Consider the following 21,161-nt stretch of genomic DNA (forward strand, 5'->3'; position numbering starts at 1 on the left):
TTTTAACCTCTTTCAGTTTTTGTTTTTATTTTAAATAATTTATTAAAACTATTATGAATATTTTTATGATAAGTTAAGATAAAAGTTAAAAGCAAAACTAACCCAACACCAAGTGTTAGACCAACTGTACCATAGACAAAATTAGCATTGATAATATTAATAATAAAATCATAGATACCAGTAGCAATATTAATTAAAATTAAAATTGGTGCGATAATTAAAATTACTATTTTATATCCTTTTGTTCATTTCATTCATGAATTTTCATTATTATATAATTTTAATGTATCATATAGTTTTCAGCCATATGGACTAATACCAATTAATAAAATAAACCCAATTATTAGTAGTCAAATTTGTGCTACTCAGATTGCTAGCCCATTAAACAGCGCTGGTGAATTACTAAAGGTAAATAATACTGATACTGCCATTGCTCCTAATAATGATATTGCTAATGCTTGTTTGCGCTTTAAATGAATTTCATATTCTAGACCATTTACCATTGATTCAACTTGACCAATTAGTGAGGACATACCCGCAAAGAAAAGTGTAACAAAAAATAATATTGCTAAAATATTTCCTAAAATAGGAACTTGATTATTAATAATAGCAAATAATTGTGGTATTACTTGGAAAATCAAAGCAGGTCCTGCTTGAAATACATATTTAATATCAGTTTTACCTTGATTTTGAGCAATTGCACCTATTGAATTAAAAACAATAATTGTTGTTAATATACCAATAACGCTAGTACCAAAGGCTACTACAAAAGCTTGATTAGTACTATCTTGTTTTTCAGGAGCATGAGCTGCATAAATATAAATGGTTCCTGTACATGTTGATAACATAAAGAATGATTGACCAAAAGCATCTTTTCATAATCCAGGATTTAATAATTCTTTAGCATCTAAATCAAACATTACATTTAATCCAAGTTTAGCACCTGATAATGTACTAGTATAAATTGCTAAAATAATAATTATTAAAAATAAAAATGGAATCATAATTTTATTGGCTTTTTCAATTCCTTTTTCAACACCACCTAGTAGAATGATACCTAAAATAATTCATACACCAATTGTTGCAAGTAAAATCATTCAATTTAAGTTACCTAGGCTATTTAAATTGCTAATATCTTGATCATTTGTTTGTTGTAAAATATTATGATAAAAATAAGAACCTTTATTTAAATTAGAAGTAAAACTAATAATAATATTAATTAAAGTTCATCCTACTAAAACACTATAATAAGTACTTAGTAAAATAACGGTTGTTGAATGCAATCAAGAGAAAAAAGCACCCTTTTTACCTCCAACCTCACTAAAAAATTCAATATGATTTTTGCGATATTTATTACCAATTGTCATTTCAATAAATAAAACTGGTATTGCACAAATTACCATACATATTAAAAAAGGGATTAGAAAAGCACCATGATGGTTATACATTTGAGTTGGAAATCCTCAAATACCACCTAATCCTACTGCCGAACCCATTACTGAAAGTAAAAATCCTAATTTTGAGATATTTAAGCGTTGTTTTTTCATATTAATAAATGACCTCCTTTATAACAGTTAATTATACGCTAAATTGTAAAGGTAAGTGCAACTAAATTATTTTTCTATCCAAATATTCGATTGGTGAAAGATAATTTAATATTTTTCTCGGTCTTTGATTTAAAGACAATATAAATTTATGAACTTCATTTTTATTAGTTTTTGAAAAAATAAATTTTTTAGGAAATTTTTATCTAATTAAACCATTAGTATTTTCATGAGTACCTCTTTGTCAAGGTGAATATGGATTGGCAAAATAAATTTTTACATCTAAATTTTTTTCAAGTTGTTGTCAATTTGAAAATTCTTTGCCATGATCAAAAGTAATAGTTTTAACAATGTTTTTAGGAAGAATTGATAAATAATAACTGACATTTTTATTAATAACTTTAGTAGTTCTGTTTTTAACTAATATTGCTAAAGTAAATCGTGATACTCTTTCAACTAAAGTTATTAAACATGATTTGCTTTTGCCTCTTGATGATACTATAGTATCTCCTTCTCAATGACCAAGTGTTATACGATCATTAACATTTATATCTAGTTCTTTAATTGATTTACCATTAAACTTGCCACGATTTTCTTTAGATTTTCGTTTTTTACCTTTTCTTCTTAAATTTTTACTAGTAACTTTATCAAGCATTCCAAAATAAATTCAAGTATAAATTGTTTTAAAACTAATAACTCACTCTTTATGAAAATTTTTAATTCTGCCATAAATTTGTTCAGGTGATCAACCTAATAGTAATTTTTGTTGTACATATTTTACTAAATTCTTATTTTTAAACTTATGAAAACTAATATGTGATTGTTTTCGATTTTCAGCTTTATTTTGTGCAATTAATGAAAAATAATGATTATTATCTTTATTTCTATTAATTTCTCGAATAATAGTACTAATACTTCGATTAAGATTTTTAGCTATTTCACTAATTTTAAATTTAAATTTAAATTGATTCTCAATATAAATTCTTTCATCTATGCCAAGATGTTTATAACTCATATAAAAACTCCTTACTTTTTTCTAAACTAAATTTAGCATTATGAAATTTTTATATGAGAATTTTTTGCAATTTTATTTACTTGCACTTACAAGTATAATTCAGCATTATTAAAAATAAATAATAAGAAAAAACAAGGTTTTTAAGTAAATTTTAAAAAAGTAATATTAAAAAATAAAACTCCTCCTTATATAAGGAAATAATAAAAATTTATTTTTAATATTATTAATTTAATTATTTAAGTTATTAAAATTATTTTTCATAATTTCAATATTAATGATTATATTACTTTCATTTATTTAATATAGGGTTATAATACAAGAAGTAATAAATAAAGACTAGAGTTTATCTCATATTTAAGAATTGTAATTCTTAATATGGGTGTTTTTATATTAATTTTATTACTTTAAATTATTTTTTAGAAAGGATGAAAAATATGGATTCATCACCAGCAAGAAGTTATTCTTCTACAGAACAATTATTACCAAATGATTTAATATCAACTAATAATAGAAATAGGGTAGTACCTACTATAAGAGATGTGTTACTTACTCTTGGTAATTGAATGGTAACTGGGGGTAACTATTTATTATATCAAGATGGAGTATTATCACTAGCACCAGCATTATTTTTTATGTTGGAAGGAGGAATTAATTCAAAAATTTCGTTAACTAATTTAATATTAAGATATTGAAATATTAATAATGTAAGGATTAATAATTTATTAACAGGAGTGAGTTTTGCAACAGCACCATTATTACCACTAGCAGTAGCTTGACTTAACTGACCAACACCCAATCCAGATACATTACCTGTTACATATGCTTTTATTACAGCAGCAGCAGCTTCAAGTTTAAATCATATAGTGACAATTAGTAAAAAAATATCAGAATGTTGTGCACCTAATAATGAAGAAAATGCAATAAATCAACAACGTAATATATGACAAAAAATAGGTAATACAGCTGCAAGTTTATTAGCACCAATAACTATTGCTAGTGCAATTACTGGTGTTAGTATTTTTGCATATCATGAATTAAGTAATCCAAATAATAATGATGATGACCAACCATTTTATAAGAAAAGATCAACAGCTTTTTGAGACACAATAGCTGGTCTTGCAATAGTTGGTACTGGTTTATTAGTAAATACTGGAATGGAATTATATGAAAATTGATGTGCGGATGTTAATGATTTTGATGAGGAAGATAATTATGAAAATATTTCTAGCAGTACATCTTCACCATCATCATCAAGTTCTGAAGATAGTGATGATAATAATCCATTATTAAATAAACCTTTTAATCCAGAAAAAATTAATAATGGAGAGGAAACACAATCAGTCATGTCAACTTCTCATGTTGTTGAAATAGCTGATCCTAAACCACTTAATACAGCAGCATTAAATTCTGAAGAACGTTTGTCTGTTAAACAACAATCTTCAGAACGTCGATTATCAGTTTAATAATATTTAATATTATAAAAATAAAAAGGTATTCTTAAAAGAATACCTTTTTATACTAATAATTTAATATTAGTGGTGCCCAGAGCGGGACTCGAACCCGCATGATTTCTCGGTAGATTTTGAGTCTACTGCGTCTGCCATTTCGCCATCTGGGCAAAATATAGTTTACTTGCTTATAAAAAATGAGGAATACTTCCTCGTCATTAATAAATATATAAAATGGTGCCCAGAGCGAGACTCGAACTCGCACAACCTGTAAAAGTCATCGGATCTTAAGCCCGACGTGTCTGCCATTTCACCACCTGGGCATCAAATGGTGTCCCCGGCAAGGATCGAACTTGCGACACCTCGGTTAAAAGCCGAGTGCTCTACCGCTGAGCTACGAGGACAAATTAATAAAATATATGGCTGAGGTGGTTGGATTTGAACCAACGCATGACGGCGTCAAAGGCCGTTGCCTTACCGCTTGGCTACACCCCAATAAGTAATATGGTGGAGGGGGAGGGAGTCGAACCCCCGAACTCGAAGAGATCTGGTTTACAGCCAGGTGCAGTTGGCCACTTTGCTACCCCTCCATAAATAATAATGGTGCTGATGACAGGAATCGAACCTGCAACCTACGGTTTACAAAACCGTTGCTCTGCCGGATTGAGCCACATCAGCAGGTAAATGGTGGAGTATGACGGACTTGAACCGCCGACCTATTGCTTGTAAGGCAATTGCTCTCCCAGCTGAGCTAATACTCCTTATTTATTGTTTTATTAGAATTATTTATTCTTAAAAAACCTTAATCATTATAATAGATATTTTTAACATTTACAATTATTTTTTAAAGATAATGTAAAATTATTTTATTTTTAATTATTTTTTAAAAGAAAAGTTAAAAGCTGAATTATACTTGTAAGTGCAAGTAAATAAAATTGCAAAAAATTCTCATATAAAAATTTCATAATGCTAAATTTAGTTTAGAAAAAAGTAAGGAGTTTTTATATGAGTTATAAACATCTTGGCATAGATGAAAGGATTTATATTGAGAATCAATTGAAATTTAAATTTAAAATTAGTGAAATAGCTAAAAATCTTAATCGAAGTATTATTACTATTATTCGAGAAATTAATAGAAATAAAGATAATAATCATTATTTTTCATTAATTGCACAAAATAAAGCTGAAAATCGAAAACAATCACATATTAGTTTTCATAAGTTTAAAAATAAGAATTTAGTAAAATATGTACAACAAAAATTACTATTAGGTTGATCACCTGAACAAATTTATGGCAGAATTAAAAATTTTCATAAACAATTAGTTATTAGTTTTAAAACAATTTATACTTGAATTTATTTTGGAATGCTTGATAAAGTTACTAGTAAAAATTTAAGAAGAAAAGGTAAAAAACGAAAATCTCAAGAGAATCGTGGCAAGTTTAATGGTAAATCAATTAAAGAACGAGATATAAATGTTAATGATCGTATAACACTTGGTCATTGAGAAGGAGATACTATAGTATCATCACGAGGTAAAAGCAAATCATGTTTAATAACTTTAGTTGAAAGAGTATCACGATTTACTTTAGCAATATTAGTTAAAAACAGAACTACTAAAGTTATTAATAAAAATGTCAGTTATTATTTATCAATTCTTCCTAAAAACATTGTTAAAACTATTACTTTTGATCGTGGCAAAGAATTTTCAAATTGACAACAACTTGAAAAAAATTTAGATGTAAAAATTTATTTTGCCAATCCATATTCACCTTGACAAAGATGTACTAATGAAAATACTAATGGTTTAATTAGAGAAAAATTTCCTAAAAAATTTATTTTTTCAAAAACTAATAAAAATGAAGTTCATAAATTTATATTGTCTTTAAATCAAAGACCGAGAAAAATATTAAATTATCTTTCACCAATCGAATATTTGGATAGAAAAATAATTTAGTTGCACTTACCTTTACAATTTAGCATTTATATAAATGGTGTAATTGATAGTTTAATCTATCAAAGTAGTCAGGGAATAACAGTAGATATTTTCTTTTTAAAAGTAGGAATTATTTTTACTATTTTCTTAATGCCAATTTGTTCTGGCTGTAGTATAATTTGATTTATTATTAAACGATTAATTTTTAAAAAATAGAGGTGAATAATGAAAAATAATGATTCATTTATTGAAATTATAAATAAAACTTTGGATAAAACAGTTAATTTAAATTTTAAAACTTTAAAAGGTCATAATATTATATTTATTGTTGATATGGTTAATGGCTTTGCTAAAAAAGGAAATTTATTTTCACCCAATATTAATTCAATTATTAAACCAATTAAAAATTTATTATCAAAAGTAAATACTAATGAAACTAAAGTTATTGCTTTTAATGATGCTCATAATGAACATAGTCCCGAATTTCATACTTTTCCTAGTCATTGTTTGGAAAATACTATTGAATCAGAGTTAGTAGAAGAATTAAAATTTGACAATATTAAGATTATTAAAAAAAATAGTACTAATGGTTTTTTTGCTTTTGATTTTAAGCCAAATTTACAATGGGATAACATTATTATTGTTGGTTGTTGTACTGATATTTGTATTTATCAATTTGCTATTAGTTGTAAAACTTGATTTAATCAGCACAATAAAGAAGTAAATGTTATTGTTCCAATGACAATGACAAATACTTATGATGAACCAGAGCATCCAGCTAATATTTTAAATCAATATGCATGATATTCAATGCTTAAAAATGGCATTACTATTGTTAAGGATGTTATTTAATTAAAGTAGAATTTTAAATAAAATAAATTTATATAAATAATAAATTTTATACATATTACATATTATTTAATAATTTTTATATTTAGCTGAATTATACTTGTAAGTGCAAGTAAATAAAATTGCAAAAAATTCTCATATAAAAATTTCATAATGCTAAATTTAGTTTAGAAAAAAGTAAGGAGTTTTTATATGAGTTATAAACATCTTGGCATAGATGAAAGGATTTATATTGAGAATCAATTGAAATTTAAATTTAAAATTAGTGAAATAGCTAAAAATCTTAATCGAAGTATTAGTACTATTATTCGAGAAATTAATAGAAATAAAGATAATAATCATTATTTTTCATTAATTGCACAAAATAAAGCTGAAAATCGAAAACAATCACATATTAGTTTTCATAAGTTTAAAAATAAGAATTTAGTAAAATATGTACAACAAAAATTACTATTAGGTTGATCACCTGAACAAATTTATGGCAGAATTAAAAATTTTCATAAACAATTAGTTATTAGTTTTAAAACAATTTATACTTGAATTTATTTTGGAATGCTTGATAAAGTTACTAGTAAAATTTAAGACGAAAAGGTAAAAAACGAAAATCTAAAGAAAATCGTGGCAAGTTTAATGGTAAATCAATTAAAGAACGAGATATAAATGTTAATGATCGTATAACACTTGGTCATTGGGAAGGAGATACTATAGTATCATCACGAGGTAAAAGCAAATCATGTTTAATAACTTTAGTTGAAAGAGTATCACGATTTACTTTAGCAATATTAGTTAAAAACAGAACTACTAAAGTTATTAATAAAAATGTCAGTTATTATTTATCAATTCTTCCTAAAAACATTGTTAAAACTATTACTTTTGATCGTGGCAAAGAATTTTCAAATTGACAACAACTTGAAAAAAATTTAGATGTAAAAATTTATTTTGCCAATCCATATTCACCTTGACAAAGAGGTACTAATGAAAATACTAATGGTTTAATTAGAGAAAAATTTCCTAAAAAATTTATTTTTTCAAAAACTAATAAAAATGAAGTTCATAAATTTATATTGTCTTTAAATCAAAGACCGAGAAAAATATTAAATTATCTTTCACCAATCGAATATTTGGATAGAAAAATAATTTAGTTGCACTTACCTTTACAATTTAGCATTAAAGTTTTAAAGAAAAGGAAGAATAAAAGATGGCTAGTAAAGTAATCCAATCAGAAAGCGAGTATCAAGAACTTGAAAATCAACAATTAATAATAAATATTTTTGAAAAATTTGAATTTAATTTAAATTTTAGAAATATGACTTATGAAGATTTATCAATATTAAATATAAAATTATTAAATAATGAATTTAATGATGTTTATCAAGAGATTATTAAGAATAATGAAATAAATGAAAAATTATCTTTCATTTTTATTGAATGTATTAATCAAGATTTTTCTGAAGAAAAAGCACAATATTCTATTCAAGAGCAAATAACTAAGCATATAGTAGAAAGTTTTTTAATTAAAGATCAAGAACAAAAAATGGTAAATGAAATAAATCAATTTGATTTTATAAATGCACCATCAACTAGCACTGGTATATATCATTTACTATCATTTAAAATACAACTTAACTTATAATTACATTTATTTAGATTATTATTTACAAAAAAAATGTCATAATATAATATTGTAAATTAATAAGTGAAGAACAACTAAGTAAATTATATAAAAACCATTCTTTTCAGAATGGTTTTTATATAACTATATTTTAATGTTTTATTAAATTTATTATTAGGAAATTATTTTTTACCTAATAATGTAAATATTTTCTTTTTGTATACTTCAACACCAGGTTGGTTAAATGGGTCAACACCTAATAATTTTGCACTAACAGCACAAGCCTTCATAAAGAAATAACTAGCATAACCAAACATTTTGCCATCCATTGTATCCCATTCTAATAAAATATTTGGTGTTTTTCCTACTATTTCATCACTATGAGCTTCAATAGTTCCTTGTAAGGCAATATTATTAATTTCATGTAAATAATGTTTTGTTAAATAGTTTAATTGATCATTGTTTTCTTTATCAAGTGGAATTTTGATATCTTCATTAGGTTTTTTGATTTTTATTACTGTTTCAAAAAACATTTTTGAACCTTCTTGAATAAATTGGCCCATTGAATGTAAATCAGTTGAAAAAACAACACTAGCTGGTAATAATCCTTTGCCATCCTTACCTTCTGACTCACCAAATAATTGTTTTCATCATTCACATAACATTTGCATTTGTAATTCATAGCTTACTAAAATTTCAACTGCTTTATTATTAGTTTTATGTAAATGATAGCGAGAAACTGCATATAAATAGGCATCATTAACATTAATTTTATCACTTTTACATTCTTTTGCTGCTAATTTCGCACCAGCAATAATTTCTTCACAGTTAATTCCTGCTACCATCATCGGAAAAATACCAACAGGAGTTAAAACAGAGTATCTACCACCGATATTATCGGGAATAACAAAGCTTTCATATCCTTCTTCTTTTGCCAAATCATGGAGTACTCCTCTTGTTTTATCAGTAGTAGCGATAATTCTGTTATTAACAATATTCTTATTTTTCTTTTGTTTAATTAATAGTTCTTTTAACAAACGAAAGGCTATTGCTGGTTCAGTAGTAGTTCCTGATTTAGAAATAACATTAATGGCAAATTCTTTATCTTTTAAATATGATAAAACTTGGTGAACATAAGTTGAACTCATGGTATTACCCATATAAATTACTTTAACAGGAGCGGTATTATTAAATAAACCTTGCACCATATCAATTCCTGCTCTAGCACCTAAGTATGATCCACCAATACCAATTACTACTAAAACTTGTATTTCTTTTTGTAGTTTCAATGCTAGAGTTTTCATTCGTTTTCAAGAGTCTTGAAAAGTAATGTCTTTTTGGTATGCAAATGGAAAATCAATTCATCCTAATCAACCATCTTCATTTTTAGCATTACTTTCCAGTTCAGCGTTAATCACCGTTACTTTTTCTTGATATAAAGTTGATAATTCTTTAATATCTAAATTAGTAAACTTTAAATTAGTTTTTATCACTATTCTATAACCTCCTTATAGTATTTAAAATTAAAATATTAATTCGTAATAATACTATTTAATATTTATAATAAAAATATAGTTGTAAAAATTTTAGATTGCAAGAAAAAAATAAAAAATATTGCCATTTAATGGCAATATTTTTTATTATTTGGAAGAAAAATAGTATTTTAATTATTTTCTTCTTTTTTAAATCAATTATCAACAGTTTCTCTTATTGGTGCAAATCCTTTACCATTTTCTTCAATTGAAGAATTATTCTTTGCAACTAATCCTTGTTCTTTTGTACTTAAACTTAATTGTTGTTTAGTATGATCAATACCTGTTATTTCTGCTTTAACTGATGTACCAATTGTAAAATAATCACTAACATTTTTAACAAATTTAGGGGTAATACGACTAATGTGAATTAAACCAGAAAATCCATTTGGACACTTACAAAAAACTCCAAATTCCTTTATTCCAGTTGGAGTTACGGTAATAATGTCACCAACTTGAAATTGTTGAACATTTGATTCATTTTCTTCATTTTTAATAATTGTACTCATAATAAGTTAATTCCTCTTTCTTTTGTATAATTTAATAATACATAAAAATATTATAACATTATATTTAATCTTGAAGTTAAAATTAATAATATTAATTTTATGAATTTTTAAACATTAGAATGAGAAATTATTAATTGATTTTAAATTTAAAGATTATTAAAATATTAAATTTGTTAGCAATTTCTTTATTTTTAAAGAAATGAATGTTACTTGTAACAATATTACTAATTTTTTTTAATATTTTTCTTTATTTTGCTGAATTATACTTGTAAGTGCAAGTAAATAAAATTGCAAAAAATTCTCATATAAAAATTTCATAATGCTAAATTTAGTTTAGAAAAAAGTAAGGAGTTTTTATATGAGTTATAAACATCTTGGCATAGATGAAAGGATTTATATTGAGAATCAATTTAAATTTAAATTTAAAATTAGTGAAATAGCTAAAAATCTTAATCGAAGTATTAGTACTATTATTCGAGAAATTAATAGAAATAAAGATAATAATCATTATTTTTCATTAATTGCACAAAATAAAGCTGAAAATCGAAAACAATCACATATTAGTTTTCATAAGTTTAAAAATAAGAATTTAGTAAAATATGTACAACAAAAATTACTATTAGGTTGATCACCTGAACAAATTTATGGCAGAATTAAAAATTTTCATAAACAATGAGTTATTAGTTTTAAAACAATTTATACTTGAATTTATTTTGGAATGCTTGATAAAGTTACTAGTAAAAATTTAAGAAGAAAAGGTAAAAAACGAAAATCTAAAGAAAATCGTGGCAAGTTTAATGGTAAATCAATTAAAGAACGAGATATAAATGTTAATGATCGTATAACACTTGGTCATTGAGAAGGAGATACTATAGTATCATCACGAGGTAAAAGCAAATCATGTTTAATAACTTTAGTTGAAAGAGTATCACGATTTACTTTAGCAATATTAGTTAAAAACAGAAATACTAAAGTTATTAATAAAAATGTCAGTTATTAATTATCAATTCTTCCTAAAAACATTGTTAAAACTATTACTTTTGATCGTGGCAAAGAATTTTCAAATTGACAACAACTTGAAAAAAATTTAGATGTAAAAATTTATTTTGCCAATCCATATTCACCTTGACAAAGAGGTACTAATGAAAATACTAATGGTTTAATTAGAGAAAAATTTCCTAAAAAATTTATTTTTTCAAAAACTAATAAAAATGAAGTTCATAAATTTATATTGTCTTTAAACCAAAGACCGAGAAAAATATTAAATTATCTTTCACCAATCGAATATTTGGATAGAAAAATAATTTAGTTGCACTTACCTTTACAATTTAGCATACTTAAAATGGTAAGTTAATATAGATATTTTATTTTATAAATATTATTAAAAATATTAGGATTTATTATAATAATCCTGATTTTTCAAGTAATTATTCTAGAAAAGTTCCCTTGATTTTTTTTAATGCACCTCTACGGAAAATTTTTAAGATGAGAGGAACTTGTATATCATTAATTTTTTTCTTATCTCATAAAATATGAGTTGAATTCAATAGTACTCTAATATCATATGCTGAAGCAAAAACTTCTGGTATTCCTCTATCAACCTTTAATAATTTATAGACAGCTTCCATAGCAGTTCTCACTGAATATTCGGTTGTAAAAACTGTATCATCTTCAGTTTCACTAAAATTACCAATAAACGCTAAATTTTTTGAACCTTCCGGAACTACTAAAGGACGATCACCAATTTCTCTTGGCATAAAGTATGAAGTAATAAATGGCATATAAACTGGTACCACATTACATGAGTTTTTAGCAAGTTGAAAGATTTCTTCTTCAGGAACACCAATATGATATAATCACTCTTGAGCTATTTCCATGATTAAGTATCGTTTTTGTTTTATATTTATTTTTATAATTTTTTATGTTAAGATTTGTTTGTTATTAAAATGTATAAAATTGGTTTTTTTAAAACCTAGAATAGTCGAGTTTTATATATGGATTTTCAACAAGATTTTTATGTTAAAAAGATTTTTTATGCTTGTTATGTTAAAAATGTTGTTTTACCTATTTCTTTTTTAAATAATATTGGAAATAAAAAAGGTAAATGTTATGTTGGTAATAAACAAAAATTAAGAAATAATACTGTTCTTATTAAAACTAATTTAATTCAAAAAGCATTACATAATTTTTATGATAGTAAAATGTTGATTTTTATTACTTTAACTTATAAAGATAATATACAAGATATTAAAAAAGCAAAAAAAGATATTCGTTTATTTTTTCTTAAATTAAAGAAATGGTGAAATGACCCTAAACGTTTTGAACATTTAGGAGAATTAAAGTATTTTTATGTTTATGAATATCAATCTCGTGGTGCTATTCATTTTCATATAATTTTTAATAGAAAGATACATAAAAGTATGCTAGCATAATGATGAACTCACGGTTTTAATGATTTAAAAGTAGTTAAAAAAGGTACAAATTAATTTGTTATTAAATATTTAGGAAAGTATGTTACAAAAGCAATAGATGATGTTAAATCTATAAATCAAACAGATGTAGGTGTAAAGGCTTATGCTTTTAGTCGTAATTGTAAAAATCCTATTGTAGTTCGTGGTATTAAAAAAATTACAATCCAAGATATAATTAAAGCAAGTTTTAAAGCAACAAATGTATTTTATTTTAAAACTCAAAGAGATAGTAACGGTAATACTGTTATGATTGGTGGTATTATTGAAAGTACTGTTGTAAATGATTATTTTAAAGAATATGAAGATTATGAACGTTATGTATATTTAAGTGCTTTATCGCATAAGTATTATTTACGGACTAGTGAAATAGGTTATTTAATTCAAAGAGATAAAGATGTTTTGACTTGGGTAGATAAAGTTTTTGGCAATAAAGTTGAAAAAATAGATTTTAAGAAAAAAGTTTTACATTAGAAAAAAAACTAGTTTTTCTATATTTTTACTTGTATATATATATATATATAATGTTTATTGAACATTAGTAATTACGACTATTCTTACTAGTGTTCATTTTTTTATTTTTTGTTGAAATTTTATATTTTTATGATATATTATTAATAAGTATAGGTTTTACCCTACTATGCTTAACTTATTAAATTAAATTTTAATGAATAGTCGAGGTTAATTTTTTTTATGTTTAAAGTTCAATTAGTTAATATTGAAAAAGGGCGTATTATACCCGATAAAAATAATAAAGGTCAAACATTAAAGTTTGATGTTTTAAAGTTTGTAGAAATAAATAAATAAACAAGCGTGCCAACTGGTCAAACACGTGATAAATGATATAATCCAGAATTTGCTAGTGATTTTAATAATTGTTTATCTAGTGTTGATTTAAAAGTTGGTAATTTTTATTCACTTGAACTTGATTTAAGCGGTAATATTAAAAAACTTTCTAATTGAAAATAGTTATTTATTAAAAGGGTAATTTTAAATAATTATTTTATGTTAGGAGTTAAGTTTAAATTATGGCTAAAAATAATAATTGTTCATGTGAACAAGCATTTCATTTAGCAATTTATATATGTAAACTTTGCGACCAAGTTATTTGTCCAAAAAGAGTTTTACAAAACTTATATACTAGAAAATATTATTGTCCAAATTGTATATTAGATATTGCTTTAAATAAATCAATTAGACAACAAGAAAGTAAGTTAAATTATGAGACATAAATGTAGTGATTGGACTTATGAAAGAGTATATGGTTGTGAAATGTGTTACAGAGTTGCTAATGAAATGGAACGAATAAGAAAAGAGAATAAAAGAAAAAAGTAAAAATTAAATAAGGAGTTTTATTTATGCCTAATGAGTTAGAACAAACTAGTAATTATACTTTAACTAAAATTTTAAGAACTGGATTAAGTCCTTTAAGTGCTATGGTTAGAGTTAGTGCTTATTATGGTCAATATTTAAAAGACCCAATTTTAGGTTCTATTAATTCTTTGTTATTTAGTAAAAAGTTAGGAATTGATATATGGAATATTAATCAAAGACCAACTATTAGAAATAAAGTTATTAATATTTGCTAAATTGTAAAGGTAAGTGCAACTAAATTATTTTTCTATCCAAATATTCGATTGGTGAAAGATAATTTAATATTTTTCTCGGTCTTTGATTTAAAGACAATATAAATTTATGAACTTCATTTTTATTAGTTTTTGAAAAAATAAATTTTTTAGGAAATTTTTCTCTAATTAAACCATTAGTATTTTCATTAGTACCTCTTTGTCAAGGTGAATATGGATTGGCAAAATAAATTTTTACATCTAAATTTTTTTCAAGTTGTTGTCAATTTGAAAATTCTTTGCCACGATCAAAAGTAATAGTTTTAACAATGTTTTTAGGAAGAATTGATAAATAATAACTGACATTTTTATTAATAACTTTAGTAGTTCTGTTTTTAACTAATATTGCTAAAGTAAATCGTGATACTCTTTCAACTAAAGTTATTAAACATGATTTGATTTTGCCTCTTGATGATACTATAGTATCTCCTTATCAATGACCAAGTGTTATACGATCATTAACATTTATATCTCGTTCTTTAATTGATTTACCATTAAACTTGCCACGATTTTCTTTAGATTTTCGTTTTTTACCTTTTCTTCTTAAATTTTTACTAGTAACTTTATCAAGCATTCCAAAATAAATTCAAGTATAAATTGTTTTAAAACTAATAACTCATTGTTTATGAAAATTTTTAATTCTGCCATAAATTTGTTCAGGTGATCAACCTAATAGTAATTTTTGTTGTACATATTTTACTAAATTCTTATTTTTAAACTTATGAAAACTAATATGTGATTGTTTTCGATTTTCAGCTTTATTTTGTGCAATTAATGAAAAATAATGATTATTATCTTTATTTCTATTAATTTCTCGAATAATAGTACTAATACTTCGATTAAGATTTTTAGCTATTTCACTAATTTTAAATTTAAATTTCAATTGATTCTCAATATAAATCCTTTCATCTATGCCAAGATGTTTATAACTCATATAAAAACTCCTTACTTTTTTCTAAACTAAATTTAGCATTATGAAATTTTTATATGAGAATTTTTTGCAATTTTATTTACTTGCACTTACAAGTATAATTCAGCAAATTTAGATTTTTTTAAAATAGTTAGGAAAAGTAAATGTGAATTTTAATTATAAATGAAATTTTAGAGAACAAAGTGCAAAAATTGATAAATTAGTTTTAAAACATATAACAAATAAATGAGAAAAAATAGATTGAAGAATAAAAAATACAAGAGATAAAAAGAAATATAAAATTGTTGATTATCAATATCGAACGAGAAAAACTATACATGGATTAGTAACTTATAAAAGAAGAATTTATGAATATTTTAATGAAAAATTACAAAAATGAGTTCGTGTTTGTTTAGTTGATGAAATACTAGAACTGCCAAAATATAAAAGAATAGGTGAAGATATTGAACAAACTATTATAGAATATTTTGCTGATGGAAAAAGATACAGAGATATTTGAGATATTATAAAAAAAGCAAATATTAGTCTTAGTTCTATTCATAGAGTTTTTAAAAATTTAGAAGTAATTGAAGCAAATCCAGTAAAAGTAAAGTTAGAAAAAAATCAGCCTATTTTTGTAGCAATTGATGATGGTCACCGAAAATTTTGAAATTTTAAACGTAAAGGTACAAAATATTCTATGCGATTAATAGTAACATATACAGATAATATTAATCATAAAGTACAAAATAAAAGAGTAAAGGCAATTATAAGACCAACAAAAACAAAAATTGGAGTTAAAAAAACTGCTGAATTTGTTAAAGAACATTGTCAAAAATTTTATGAAAATATTGAACAAGCAAAAATTATTATTTGTGGTGATAGTGCAGGATGAATTAAAGAAGTTGCTGATTATTTAGGTGCACAATTTGTTTTAGATAAATTTCATTTAATTAGAACATTATATCTTGGAATAATCGCTGGAAATAAAGAAAAATATTTAGAAGAATATAATCATGGTAAATATTTAATTAATAATGGTCAATATGAACAATTAATTAACTATTTATATAATCAATTAGATAATCATAAAAAATTAAAAAAACAATACTTTAAAAATAATAAAGAAGGTATTGAAAATCAAGGTGCAAAGTGAAATATTGGTTGTTTTACAGAAACTAATATTTGACATGTTTTAAAAGAAATGCTTGGTAATAGAACATATAATATTTTAATTTATATTAAAATGGTTATTTTTAAATGTAATAAGATAAATTTAGAAACATAGCTTTAATGTATGTAATAGTTACTTATTATTTCACAATTTTGAATAGCATCTCAAAAATTATTATTTTTTATTTTTACTTTTAAACCAATAATGAAAAAAGTTAATGATAAAATTATAATTATTAAAATTGGTACTAAAATTAGACAAAAAATCACTCCAATTTGTAATTGAATTCAACTACAATAATTTCCATTACATTTAGTTATTGAACATACAGATTTGGGAGAACAACCTAAAATATGTATTATACTGGTTGTACTTAATATTCCAAATCCATTTTTTTCTAGGTTTATATATTTTTTCGTTAATAAATTGTAAATATGAGAATGATAATCACAAGAACCTATAAGAGTTAAACCTATAATCATAATTAAAATAGTAAAAATAAATAATAATACAGTTATTAACTGTAATTTTTTAAGTGCTTTAAGTTTCATTTTTAAATTCTCCTTAACTTTACTTCATAAGTTTAACATTTAACAAATTTAATTATAAGTATTTTAGTTGCAATATTTTAAAAAAAATTATATTATTTAAATACAATTTCATAAAAATCCAAATTATTTCTTGTCTAAAATATAATAAGACTATATAAGATTTAATTTATTCCGGATTTTTGATAACCGCCGTTTTAATATTTTGGTTTTCTTTTTCATTTTGAATTATTATCAACATTACGTTTAAAATCATTTCTATTATTATGAGATGAAAAATTTAATTTAGTTGGTACTTTAACAACATTTTTAGGCAAATCTCAACCTGTAGTATCTAGTAAAGTAATTTCATGATTTTGATAATATTGAATTTCTTGAATTTCATTATATTGAACTCTATTACTTACTAAAGTAATAGCAATTCCTTGTGCTCCAGCACGAGCTGTTCTACCAATACGATGAGTATAGTATTCATATTCACGTGGAATATCATAATTAAAAACATAATCAATGCCATTAATGTCAATTCCTCTAGCAACAACATCAGTAGCAATTAATACTTTAACCTTACCATTTTTAAATTGTCTCATTGCTTCCATACGTTCTCTTTGACTTTTATCACCGTTAATAACAGCACATTTAATATTATTTTGTTCTAATAATTGTGCAATTTTGTTAGTAAAAGCTTTTGTATTTGAAAAAACAATACTTAATTGTGGTTGTAATTTTTGATATAAAGTAACTAATGCAGTTTCTTTTGTTATATTACGACAATCAAAATAATATTGTTTAATATTTGCTTGTTGTAATTTTTGACTTTCATCTTCAACAGTAATACTAACTGGATTATTTTGATAATCATCAGCAATTTTTAAAACTGGTTTTGACATTGTTGCTGAAAAAAGGACAGTTTGAATATTTTGTGGTGAATTCTCAAATAAGAAATCAATATCTTTTTTAAATCCCATTTTTAACATTTCATCTGCTTCATCTAAAACTAATGTTTTAATTGAATTTAATCTTAAACTACCACGATTAATATGATCAGTAATTCTTCCTGGTGTTCCAACAACTATATTACTAGTTCTTAAATCATATAATTGATTTCTAATATTAACACCACCACATAATAAAGCAACATTAACACCATTTAAAAAATAAGCATATTTTTTTACTTGTTTAGCAACTTGGATTGCCAATTCTCTAGTTGGACAAACAATAATGGCTTGATTACGATATAATTTTATATCTAAATTATGTAATATAGGTAAGACAAAAGCAGCAGTTTTTCCGGTTCCGGTATGACTTTTTCCAATAATATCTTTTTTTTGTAAAGAAACTGGAATTGTCTTCTTTTGAATTGGTGTTGGGGTAGTATAACCTCATTTAGCAATAGCAGCAGTTAATTCTTGTTTTAAATTTAGTTCTGTAAAACTCATATATTTCTCCTTAAAAATAAATTTTGAATAAATTTAGAAAAAATGATAATTATAACCTGAAAAATAACCTCTAAAAGAGGATTATTTTAAAAAAGGATTAGTTTTATTTATTATTTATATATAATATACTTACTTACATTTTAAAGTATTAATTCATCTAATTTTTCTAAAATTAAAAGTTGTCAAATAATTTCATGATATTATTTATTTCTTTGACATCATTAACAACTTTTTGATATTTTTTTATCAATCATATCTTAAAAGAAAATTGCGAATTAATCAACAACTTAAATATAATACACTATTTTTAATTAAATGTAAAGATAAATTTTTAGAAATGAAAATATAAAAATAATAATTAAAATACTATACAAATTTTTAATTTTAATCAATGCTGAATTATACTTGTAAGTGCAAGTAAATAAAATTGCAAAAAATTCTCATATAAAAATTTCATAATGCTAAATTTAGTTTAGAAAAAAGTAAGGAGTTTTTATATGAGTTATAAACATCTTGACATAGATGAAAGGATTTATATTGAGAATCAATTGAAATTTAAATTTAAAATTAGTGAAATAGCTAAAAATCTTAATCGAAGTATTAGTACTATTATTCGAGAAATTAATAGAAATAAAGATAATAATCATTATTTTTCATTAATTGCACAAAATAAAGCTGAAAATCGAAAACAATCACATATTAGTTTTCATAAGTTTAAAAATAAGAATTTAGTAAAATATGTACAACAAAAATTACTATTAGGTTGATCACCTGAACAAATTTATGGCAGAATTAAAAATTTTCATAAACAATGAGTTATTAGTTTTAAAACAATTTATACTTGAATTTATTTTGGAATGCTTGATAAAGTTACTAGTAAAAATTTAAGAAGAAAAGGTAAAAAACGAAAATCTAAAGAAAATCGTGGCAAGTTTAATGGTAAATCAATTAAAGAACGAGATATAAATGTTAATGATCGTATAACACTTGGTCATTGAGAAGGAGATACTATAGTATCATCAAGAGGCAAAAGCAAATCATGTTTAATAACTTTAGTTGAAAGAGTATCACGATTTACTTTAGCAATATTAGTTAAAAACAGAACTACTAAAGTTATTAATAAAAATGTCAGTTATTATTTATCAATTCTTCCTAAAAACATTGTTAAAACTATTACTTTTGATCGTGGCAAAGAATTTTCAAATTGACAACAACTTGAAAAAAATTTAGATGTAAAAATTTATTTTGCCAATCCATATTCACCTTGACAAAGAGGTACTAATGAAAATAATAATGGTTTAATTAGAGAAAAATTTCCTAAAAAATTTATTTTTTCAAAAACTAATAAAAATGAAGTTCATAAATTTATATTGTCTTTAAATCAAAGACCGAGAAAAATATTAAATTATCTTTCACCAATCGAATATTTGGATAGAAAAATAATTTAGTTGCACTTACCTTTACAATTTAGCAATTAATATATGGGAGGAAAAATGAGCAGAAATAATAGTATTATAAAGTTTAATGAGAATGAATTAAAAATTATTAAAGAAAATATACATTCAATTTATAACAATATTTTAAATACTTCCTTTAAGCGAATGTTTATAAGCAATGTATATAAAATTATTGCTTATATTATTTTGGCATTAGGTTTTTTTACTATTATGTTATGGATAATTTTTCTGAGTAGTTTATTACCTGAAAAAGTGTCTAGCACATTTTATTTAGTAATAGTTATTATTGGTATTATTTTTATTTTAGTTGGAACATTGTTAGTAACAGTTGGACAAACTTTTTCTAAAAAAATAAAACGAGAATTTTTAGAATATAATATTAATTATTTAAAAATGGCAGTTAATTCTACTTTTAAAGCAGTTGAAATTACTAATGTTACTAATAATTTTACCATTGTACCACAAAAATTCTTAGTTATTGGTAGTGATTTTAATCATCGTGTTTGAACTGAAAAAGTTATTATTGGTAGTATTAATGATAAAAATTTTAATTGTGGAACAACCTTAGAAAAGATTACTAGAACTTACAAGACAGGAAAAACTACAACTACTAGTACTACATATAATCGATATCTTTATTTTACGTGTTTAATTGATATGAAAGATGTAATAACAACGATTGTTCCTGAAACATTAGGTTCAAGAATTATGGGTTCAAATCATGGTGATCAACTTGAATCAGCAGCATTTGAAAAGTTATTTGCTCTTGATTATAGTGATCCAATTAAGTTAAGAAAGTTATTAGTGCCGAAAGTAATGAGCAAAATGGTTGATTTAGCAAATACACAAGAAAAAATACCACGTATTTATTTTAATAAAAATCAAGTCACTCTAATGCTTCCTTATATGAATATTGGTTCTGATAATAGTTCTACTGCTAATTTATTAAATTTAGTTATTGCTAATAGTGAAGAAAAATTATTAGAAAATGTTGTTGAAATGTTAAATTTTACATTAGATATTATAATAAACTCTTATCAATGAGTAGTAAGTTTAGATTTAAGTAAGGAATTATTATTTAAATAATTAAAAAATA

21 protein-coding genes, 7 tRNA genes and 2 pseudogenes are annotated in these 21,161 nt (G+C 23.8%); 15 read left to right on the plus strand and 15 right to left on the minus strand.

Annotation, left to right across the window (positions count from 1 at the left end; genetic code table 4):
• Positions 1–2 precede the first annotated feature (2 nt).
• Positions 3–1,547 carry a sodium-dependent transporter gene (locus ACICQF_RS04545; protein WP_395472934.1) on the minus strand — a complete coding sequence of 515 codons (1,545 nt, stop codon included), beginning with the start codon at positions 1,545–1,547 and terminating at the stop codon, positions 3–5.
• 199 nt (positions 1,548–1,746) lie between these two features.
• The gene (locus ACICQF_RS04550) at positions 1,747–2,559 is read right to left on the minus strand and encodes an IS30 family transposase (protein WP_395472935.1); all 813 of its coding nucleotides are present in this window, start codon (positions 2,557–2,559) and stop codon (positions 1,747–1,749) included.
• Between the two features lie 434 nt (positions 2,560–2,993).
• On the opposite strand from ACICQF_RS04550, the gene ACICQF_RS04555 reads away from it, so the two are divergent.
• Positions 2,994–4,022, plus strand: a complete 1,029-nt coding sequence (locus ACICQF_RS04555) for a hypothetical protein (protein WP_395472936.1) — start codon at positions 2,994–2,996, stop codon at positions 4,020–4,022.
• Positions 4,023–4,095: 73 nt separating this feature from the next.
• On the opposite strand, the gene ACICQF_RS04560 is transcribed toward ACICQF_RS04555, so the two are convergent.
• The 7 genes from ACICQF_RS04560 to ACICQF_RS04590 form a co-directional block, all read right to left on the minus strand.
• A tRNA-Leu gene (locus ACICQF_RS04560) sits at positions 4,096–4,177 on the minus strand.
• Positions 4,178–4,242: 65 nt separating this feature from the next.
• Positions 4,243–4,330 (minus strand) — tRNA-Leu (locus ACICQF_RS04565).
• Between the two features lie 6 nt (positions 4,331–4,336).
• Positions 4,337–4,411, minus strand: a tRNA-Lys gene (locus ACICQF_RS04570).
• 16 nt (positions 4,412–4,427) lie between these two features.
• Positions 4,428–4,502 (minus strand) — tRNA-Gln (locus ACICQF_RS04575).
• Between the two features lie 10 nt (positions 4,503–4,512).
• Positions 4,513–4,597 (minus strand) — tRNA-Tyr (locus ACICQF_RS04580).
• A gap of 11 nt (positions 4,598–4,608) precedes the next feature.
• Positions 4,609–4,685: transfer RNA gene (locus ACICQF_RS04585), tRNA-Thr, on the minus strand.
• Between the two features lie 7 nt (positions 4,686–4,692).
• Positions 4,693–4,768, minus strand: a tRNA-Val gene (locus ACICQF_RS04590).
• A 244-nt stretch (positions 4,769–5,012) separates the two neighbouring features.
• Here ACICQF_RS04590 and ACICQF_RS04595 point away from each other — a divergent pair.
• The 5 genes from ACICQF_RS04595 to ACICQF_RS04615 all read left to right on the plus strand — a co-directional run bounded on the left by ACICQF_RS04595 (position 5,013) and on the right by ACICQF_RS04615 (position 8,424).
• Complete coding sequence (locus ACICQF_RS04595; RefSeq protein ID WP_395472937.1) at positions 5,013–5,963, plus strand: IS30 family transposase; 951 nt, start codon at positions 5,013–5,015, stop codon at positions 5,961–5,963.
• 204 nt (positions 5,964–6,167) lie between these two features.
• On the plus strand, positions 6,168–6,794 hold the full coding sequence (locus ACICQF_RS04600) for an isochorismatase family cysteine hydrolase (protein ID WP_395472938.1): 627 nt from the start codon (positions 6,168–6,170) through the stop codon (positions 6,792–6,794).
• 189 nt (positions 6,795–6,983) lie between these two features.
• Positions 6,984–7,373, plus strand: a complete 390-nt coding sequence (locus ACICQF_RS04605) for a transposase (protein WP_395472939.1) — start codon at positions 6,984–6,986, stop codon at positions 7,371–7,373.
• Positions 7,370–7,933: an IS30 family transposase gene (locus tag ACICQF_RS04610; protein ID WP_395473687.1), complete on the plus strand. Its 564-nt coding sequence runs from the start codon at positions 7,370–7,372 to the stop codon at positions 7,931–7,933. Before ACICQF_RS04605 ends, ACICQF_RS04610 begins: the two co-directional genes overlap by 4 nt.
• Before the next feature lie 56 nt (positions 7,934–7,989).
• Positions 7,990–8,424 carry a hypothetical protein gene (locus ACICQF_RS04615; protein ID WP_395472940.1) on the plus strand — a complete coding sequence of 145 codons (435 nt, stop codon included), beginning with the start codon at positions 7,990–7,992 and terminating at the stop codon, positions 8,422–8,424.
• Positions 8,425–8,585: 161 nt separating this feature from the next.
• Here ACICQF_RS04615 and ACICQF_RS04620 read toward each other — a convergent pair whose 3' ends face one another.
• The gene (locus ACICQF_RS04620) at positions 8,586–9,896 is read right to left on the minus strand and encodes a glucose-6-phosphate isomerase (protein WP_395472941.1); all 1,311 of its coding nucleotides are present in this window, start codon (positions 9,894–9,896) and stop codon (positions 8,586–8,588) included.
• A 170-nt stretch (positions 9,897–10,066) separates the two neighbouring features.
• A complete protein-coding gene (locus tag ACICQF_RS04625; protein WP_252318945.1) occupies positions 10,067–10,444 on the minus strand; it encodes a S1 RNA-binding domain-containing protein in 378 nt (125 codons plus the stop codon).
• Positions 10,445–10,802: 358 nt separating this feature from the next.
• Between ACICQF_RS04625 and ACICQF_RS04630 the strand changes: the two are divergent.
• Positions 10,803–11,753: pseudogene (locus ACICQF_RS04630) on the plus strand (IS30 family transposase).
• A gap of 118 nt (positions 11,754–11,871) precedes the next feature.
• Here the strand turns inward: ACICQF_RS04630 and ACICQF_RS04635 are convergent.
• A pseudogene (locus ACICQF_RS04635) lies at positions 11,872–12,318 on the minus strand (oleate hydratase); the annotation flags it as partial.
• Positions 12,319–12,438: 120 nt separating this feature from the next.
• On the opposite strand from ACICQF_RS04635, the gene ACICQF_RS04640 reads away from it, so the two are divergent.
• The 5 genes from ACICQF_RS04640 (at position 12,439) to ACICQF_RS04660 (ending at position 14,501) form a co-directional block, all read left to right on the plus strand.
• Positions 12,439–12,876 (plus strand): rolling circle replication-associated protein, encoded by a 438-nt coding sequence (locus ACICQF_RS04640; protein ID WP_395472942.1) that lies wholly within the window; start codon positions 12,439–12,441, stop codon positions 12,874–12,876.
• A 285-nt stretch (positions 12,877–13,161) separates the two neighbouring features.
• Positions 13,162–13,386 carry a hypothetical protein gene (locus tag ACICQF_RS04645; RefSeq protein WP_395472943.1) on the plus strand — a complete coding sequence of 75 codons (225 nt, stop codon included), beginning with the start codon at positions 13,162–13,164 and terminating at the stop codon, positions 13,384–13,386.
• Between the two features lie 339 nt (positions 13,387–13,725).
• Positions 13,726–13,881 carry a hypothetical protein gene (locus ACICQF_RS04650; protein ID WP_395472944.1) on the plus strand — a complete coding sequence of 52 codons (156 nt, stop codon included), beginning with the start codon at positions 13,726–13,728 and terminating at the stop codon, positions 13,879–13,881.
• Positions 13,882–13,940: 59 nt separating this feature from the next.
• Complete coding sequence (locus ACICQF_RS04655) at positions 13,941–14,144, plus strand: hypothetical protein (protein WP_395472945.1); 204 nt, start codon at positions 13,941–13,943, stop codon at positions 14,142–14,144.
• Positions 14,145–14,270: 126 nt separating this feature from the next.
• Positions 14,271–14,501: a hypothetical protein gene (locus tag ACICQF_RS04660; protein WP_395472946.1), complete on the plus strand. Its 231-nt coding sequence runs from the start codon at positions 14,271–14,273 to the stop codon at positions 14,499–14,501.
• 19 nt (positions 14,502–14,520) lie between these two features.
• Here the strand turns inward: ACICQF_RS04660 and ACICQF_RS04665 are convergent, their stop codons facing one another.
• Complete coding sequence (locus tag ACICQF_RS04665) at positions 14,521–14,958, minus strand: IS30 family transposase (RefSeq protein ID WP_395473705.1); 438 nt, start codon at positions 14,956–14,958, stop codon at positions 14,521–14,523.
• Positions 14,959–14,967: 9 nt separating this feature from the next.
• Complete coding sequence (locus ACICQF_RS04670) at positions 14,968–15,471, minus strand: IS30 family transposase (protein ID WP_395472947.1); 504 nt, start codon at positions 15,469–15,471, stop codon at positions 14,968–14,970.
• 142 nt (positions 15,472–15,613) lie between these two features.
• On the opposite strand from ACICQF_RS04670, the gene ACICQF_RS04675 reads away from it, so the two are divergent.
• Entirely contained in the window at positions 15,614–16,735 is a 1,122-nt protein-coding gene (locus tag ACICQF_RS04675; RefSeq protein WP_395472948.1) for an Mbov_0401 family ICE element transposase-like protein, read from the plus strand.
• A gap of 631 nt (positions 16,736–17,366) precedes the next feature.
• Here ACICQF_RS04675 and ACICQF_RS04680 read toward each other — a convergent pair.
• Positions 17,367–18,608, minus strand: coding sequence for a DEAD/DEAH box helicase (locus ACICQF_RS04680; RefSeq protein WP_395472949.1), 1,242 nt, complete (start codon positions 18,606–18,608; stop codon positions 17,367–17,369).
• A gap of 497 nt (positions 18,609–19,105) precedes the next feature.
• On the opposite strand from ACICQF_RS04680, the gene ACICQF_RS04685 reads away from it, so the two are divergent.
• Positions 19,106–20,056: an IS30 family transposase gene (locus ACICQF_RS04685; protein WP_395472950.1), complete on the plus strand. Its 951-nt coding sequence runs from the start codon at positions 19,106–19,108 to the stop codon at positions 20,054–20,056.
• 45 nt (positions 20,057–20,101) lie between these two features.
• Positions 20,102–21,151, plus strand: coding sequence for a DUF3137 domain-containing protein (locus ACICQF_RS04690; protein ID WP_395472951.1), 1,050 nt, complete (start codon positions 20,102–20,104; stop codon positions 21,149–21,151).
• The last annotated feature ends 10 nt before the right edge of the window (positions 21,152–21,161 follow it).

Origin of the sequence: Spiroplasma endosymbiont of Nomada rufipes (assembly GCF_964277355.1) — a bacterium.
In the GTDB taxonomy this organism is placed as follows: domain Bacteria; phylum Bacillota_I; class Bacilli_A; order Mycoplasmatales; family VBWQ01; genus Spiroplasma_E.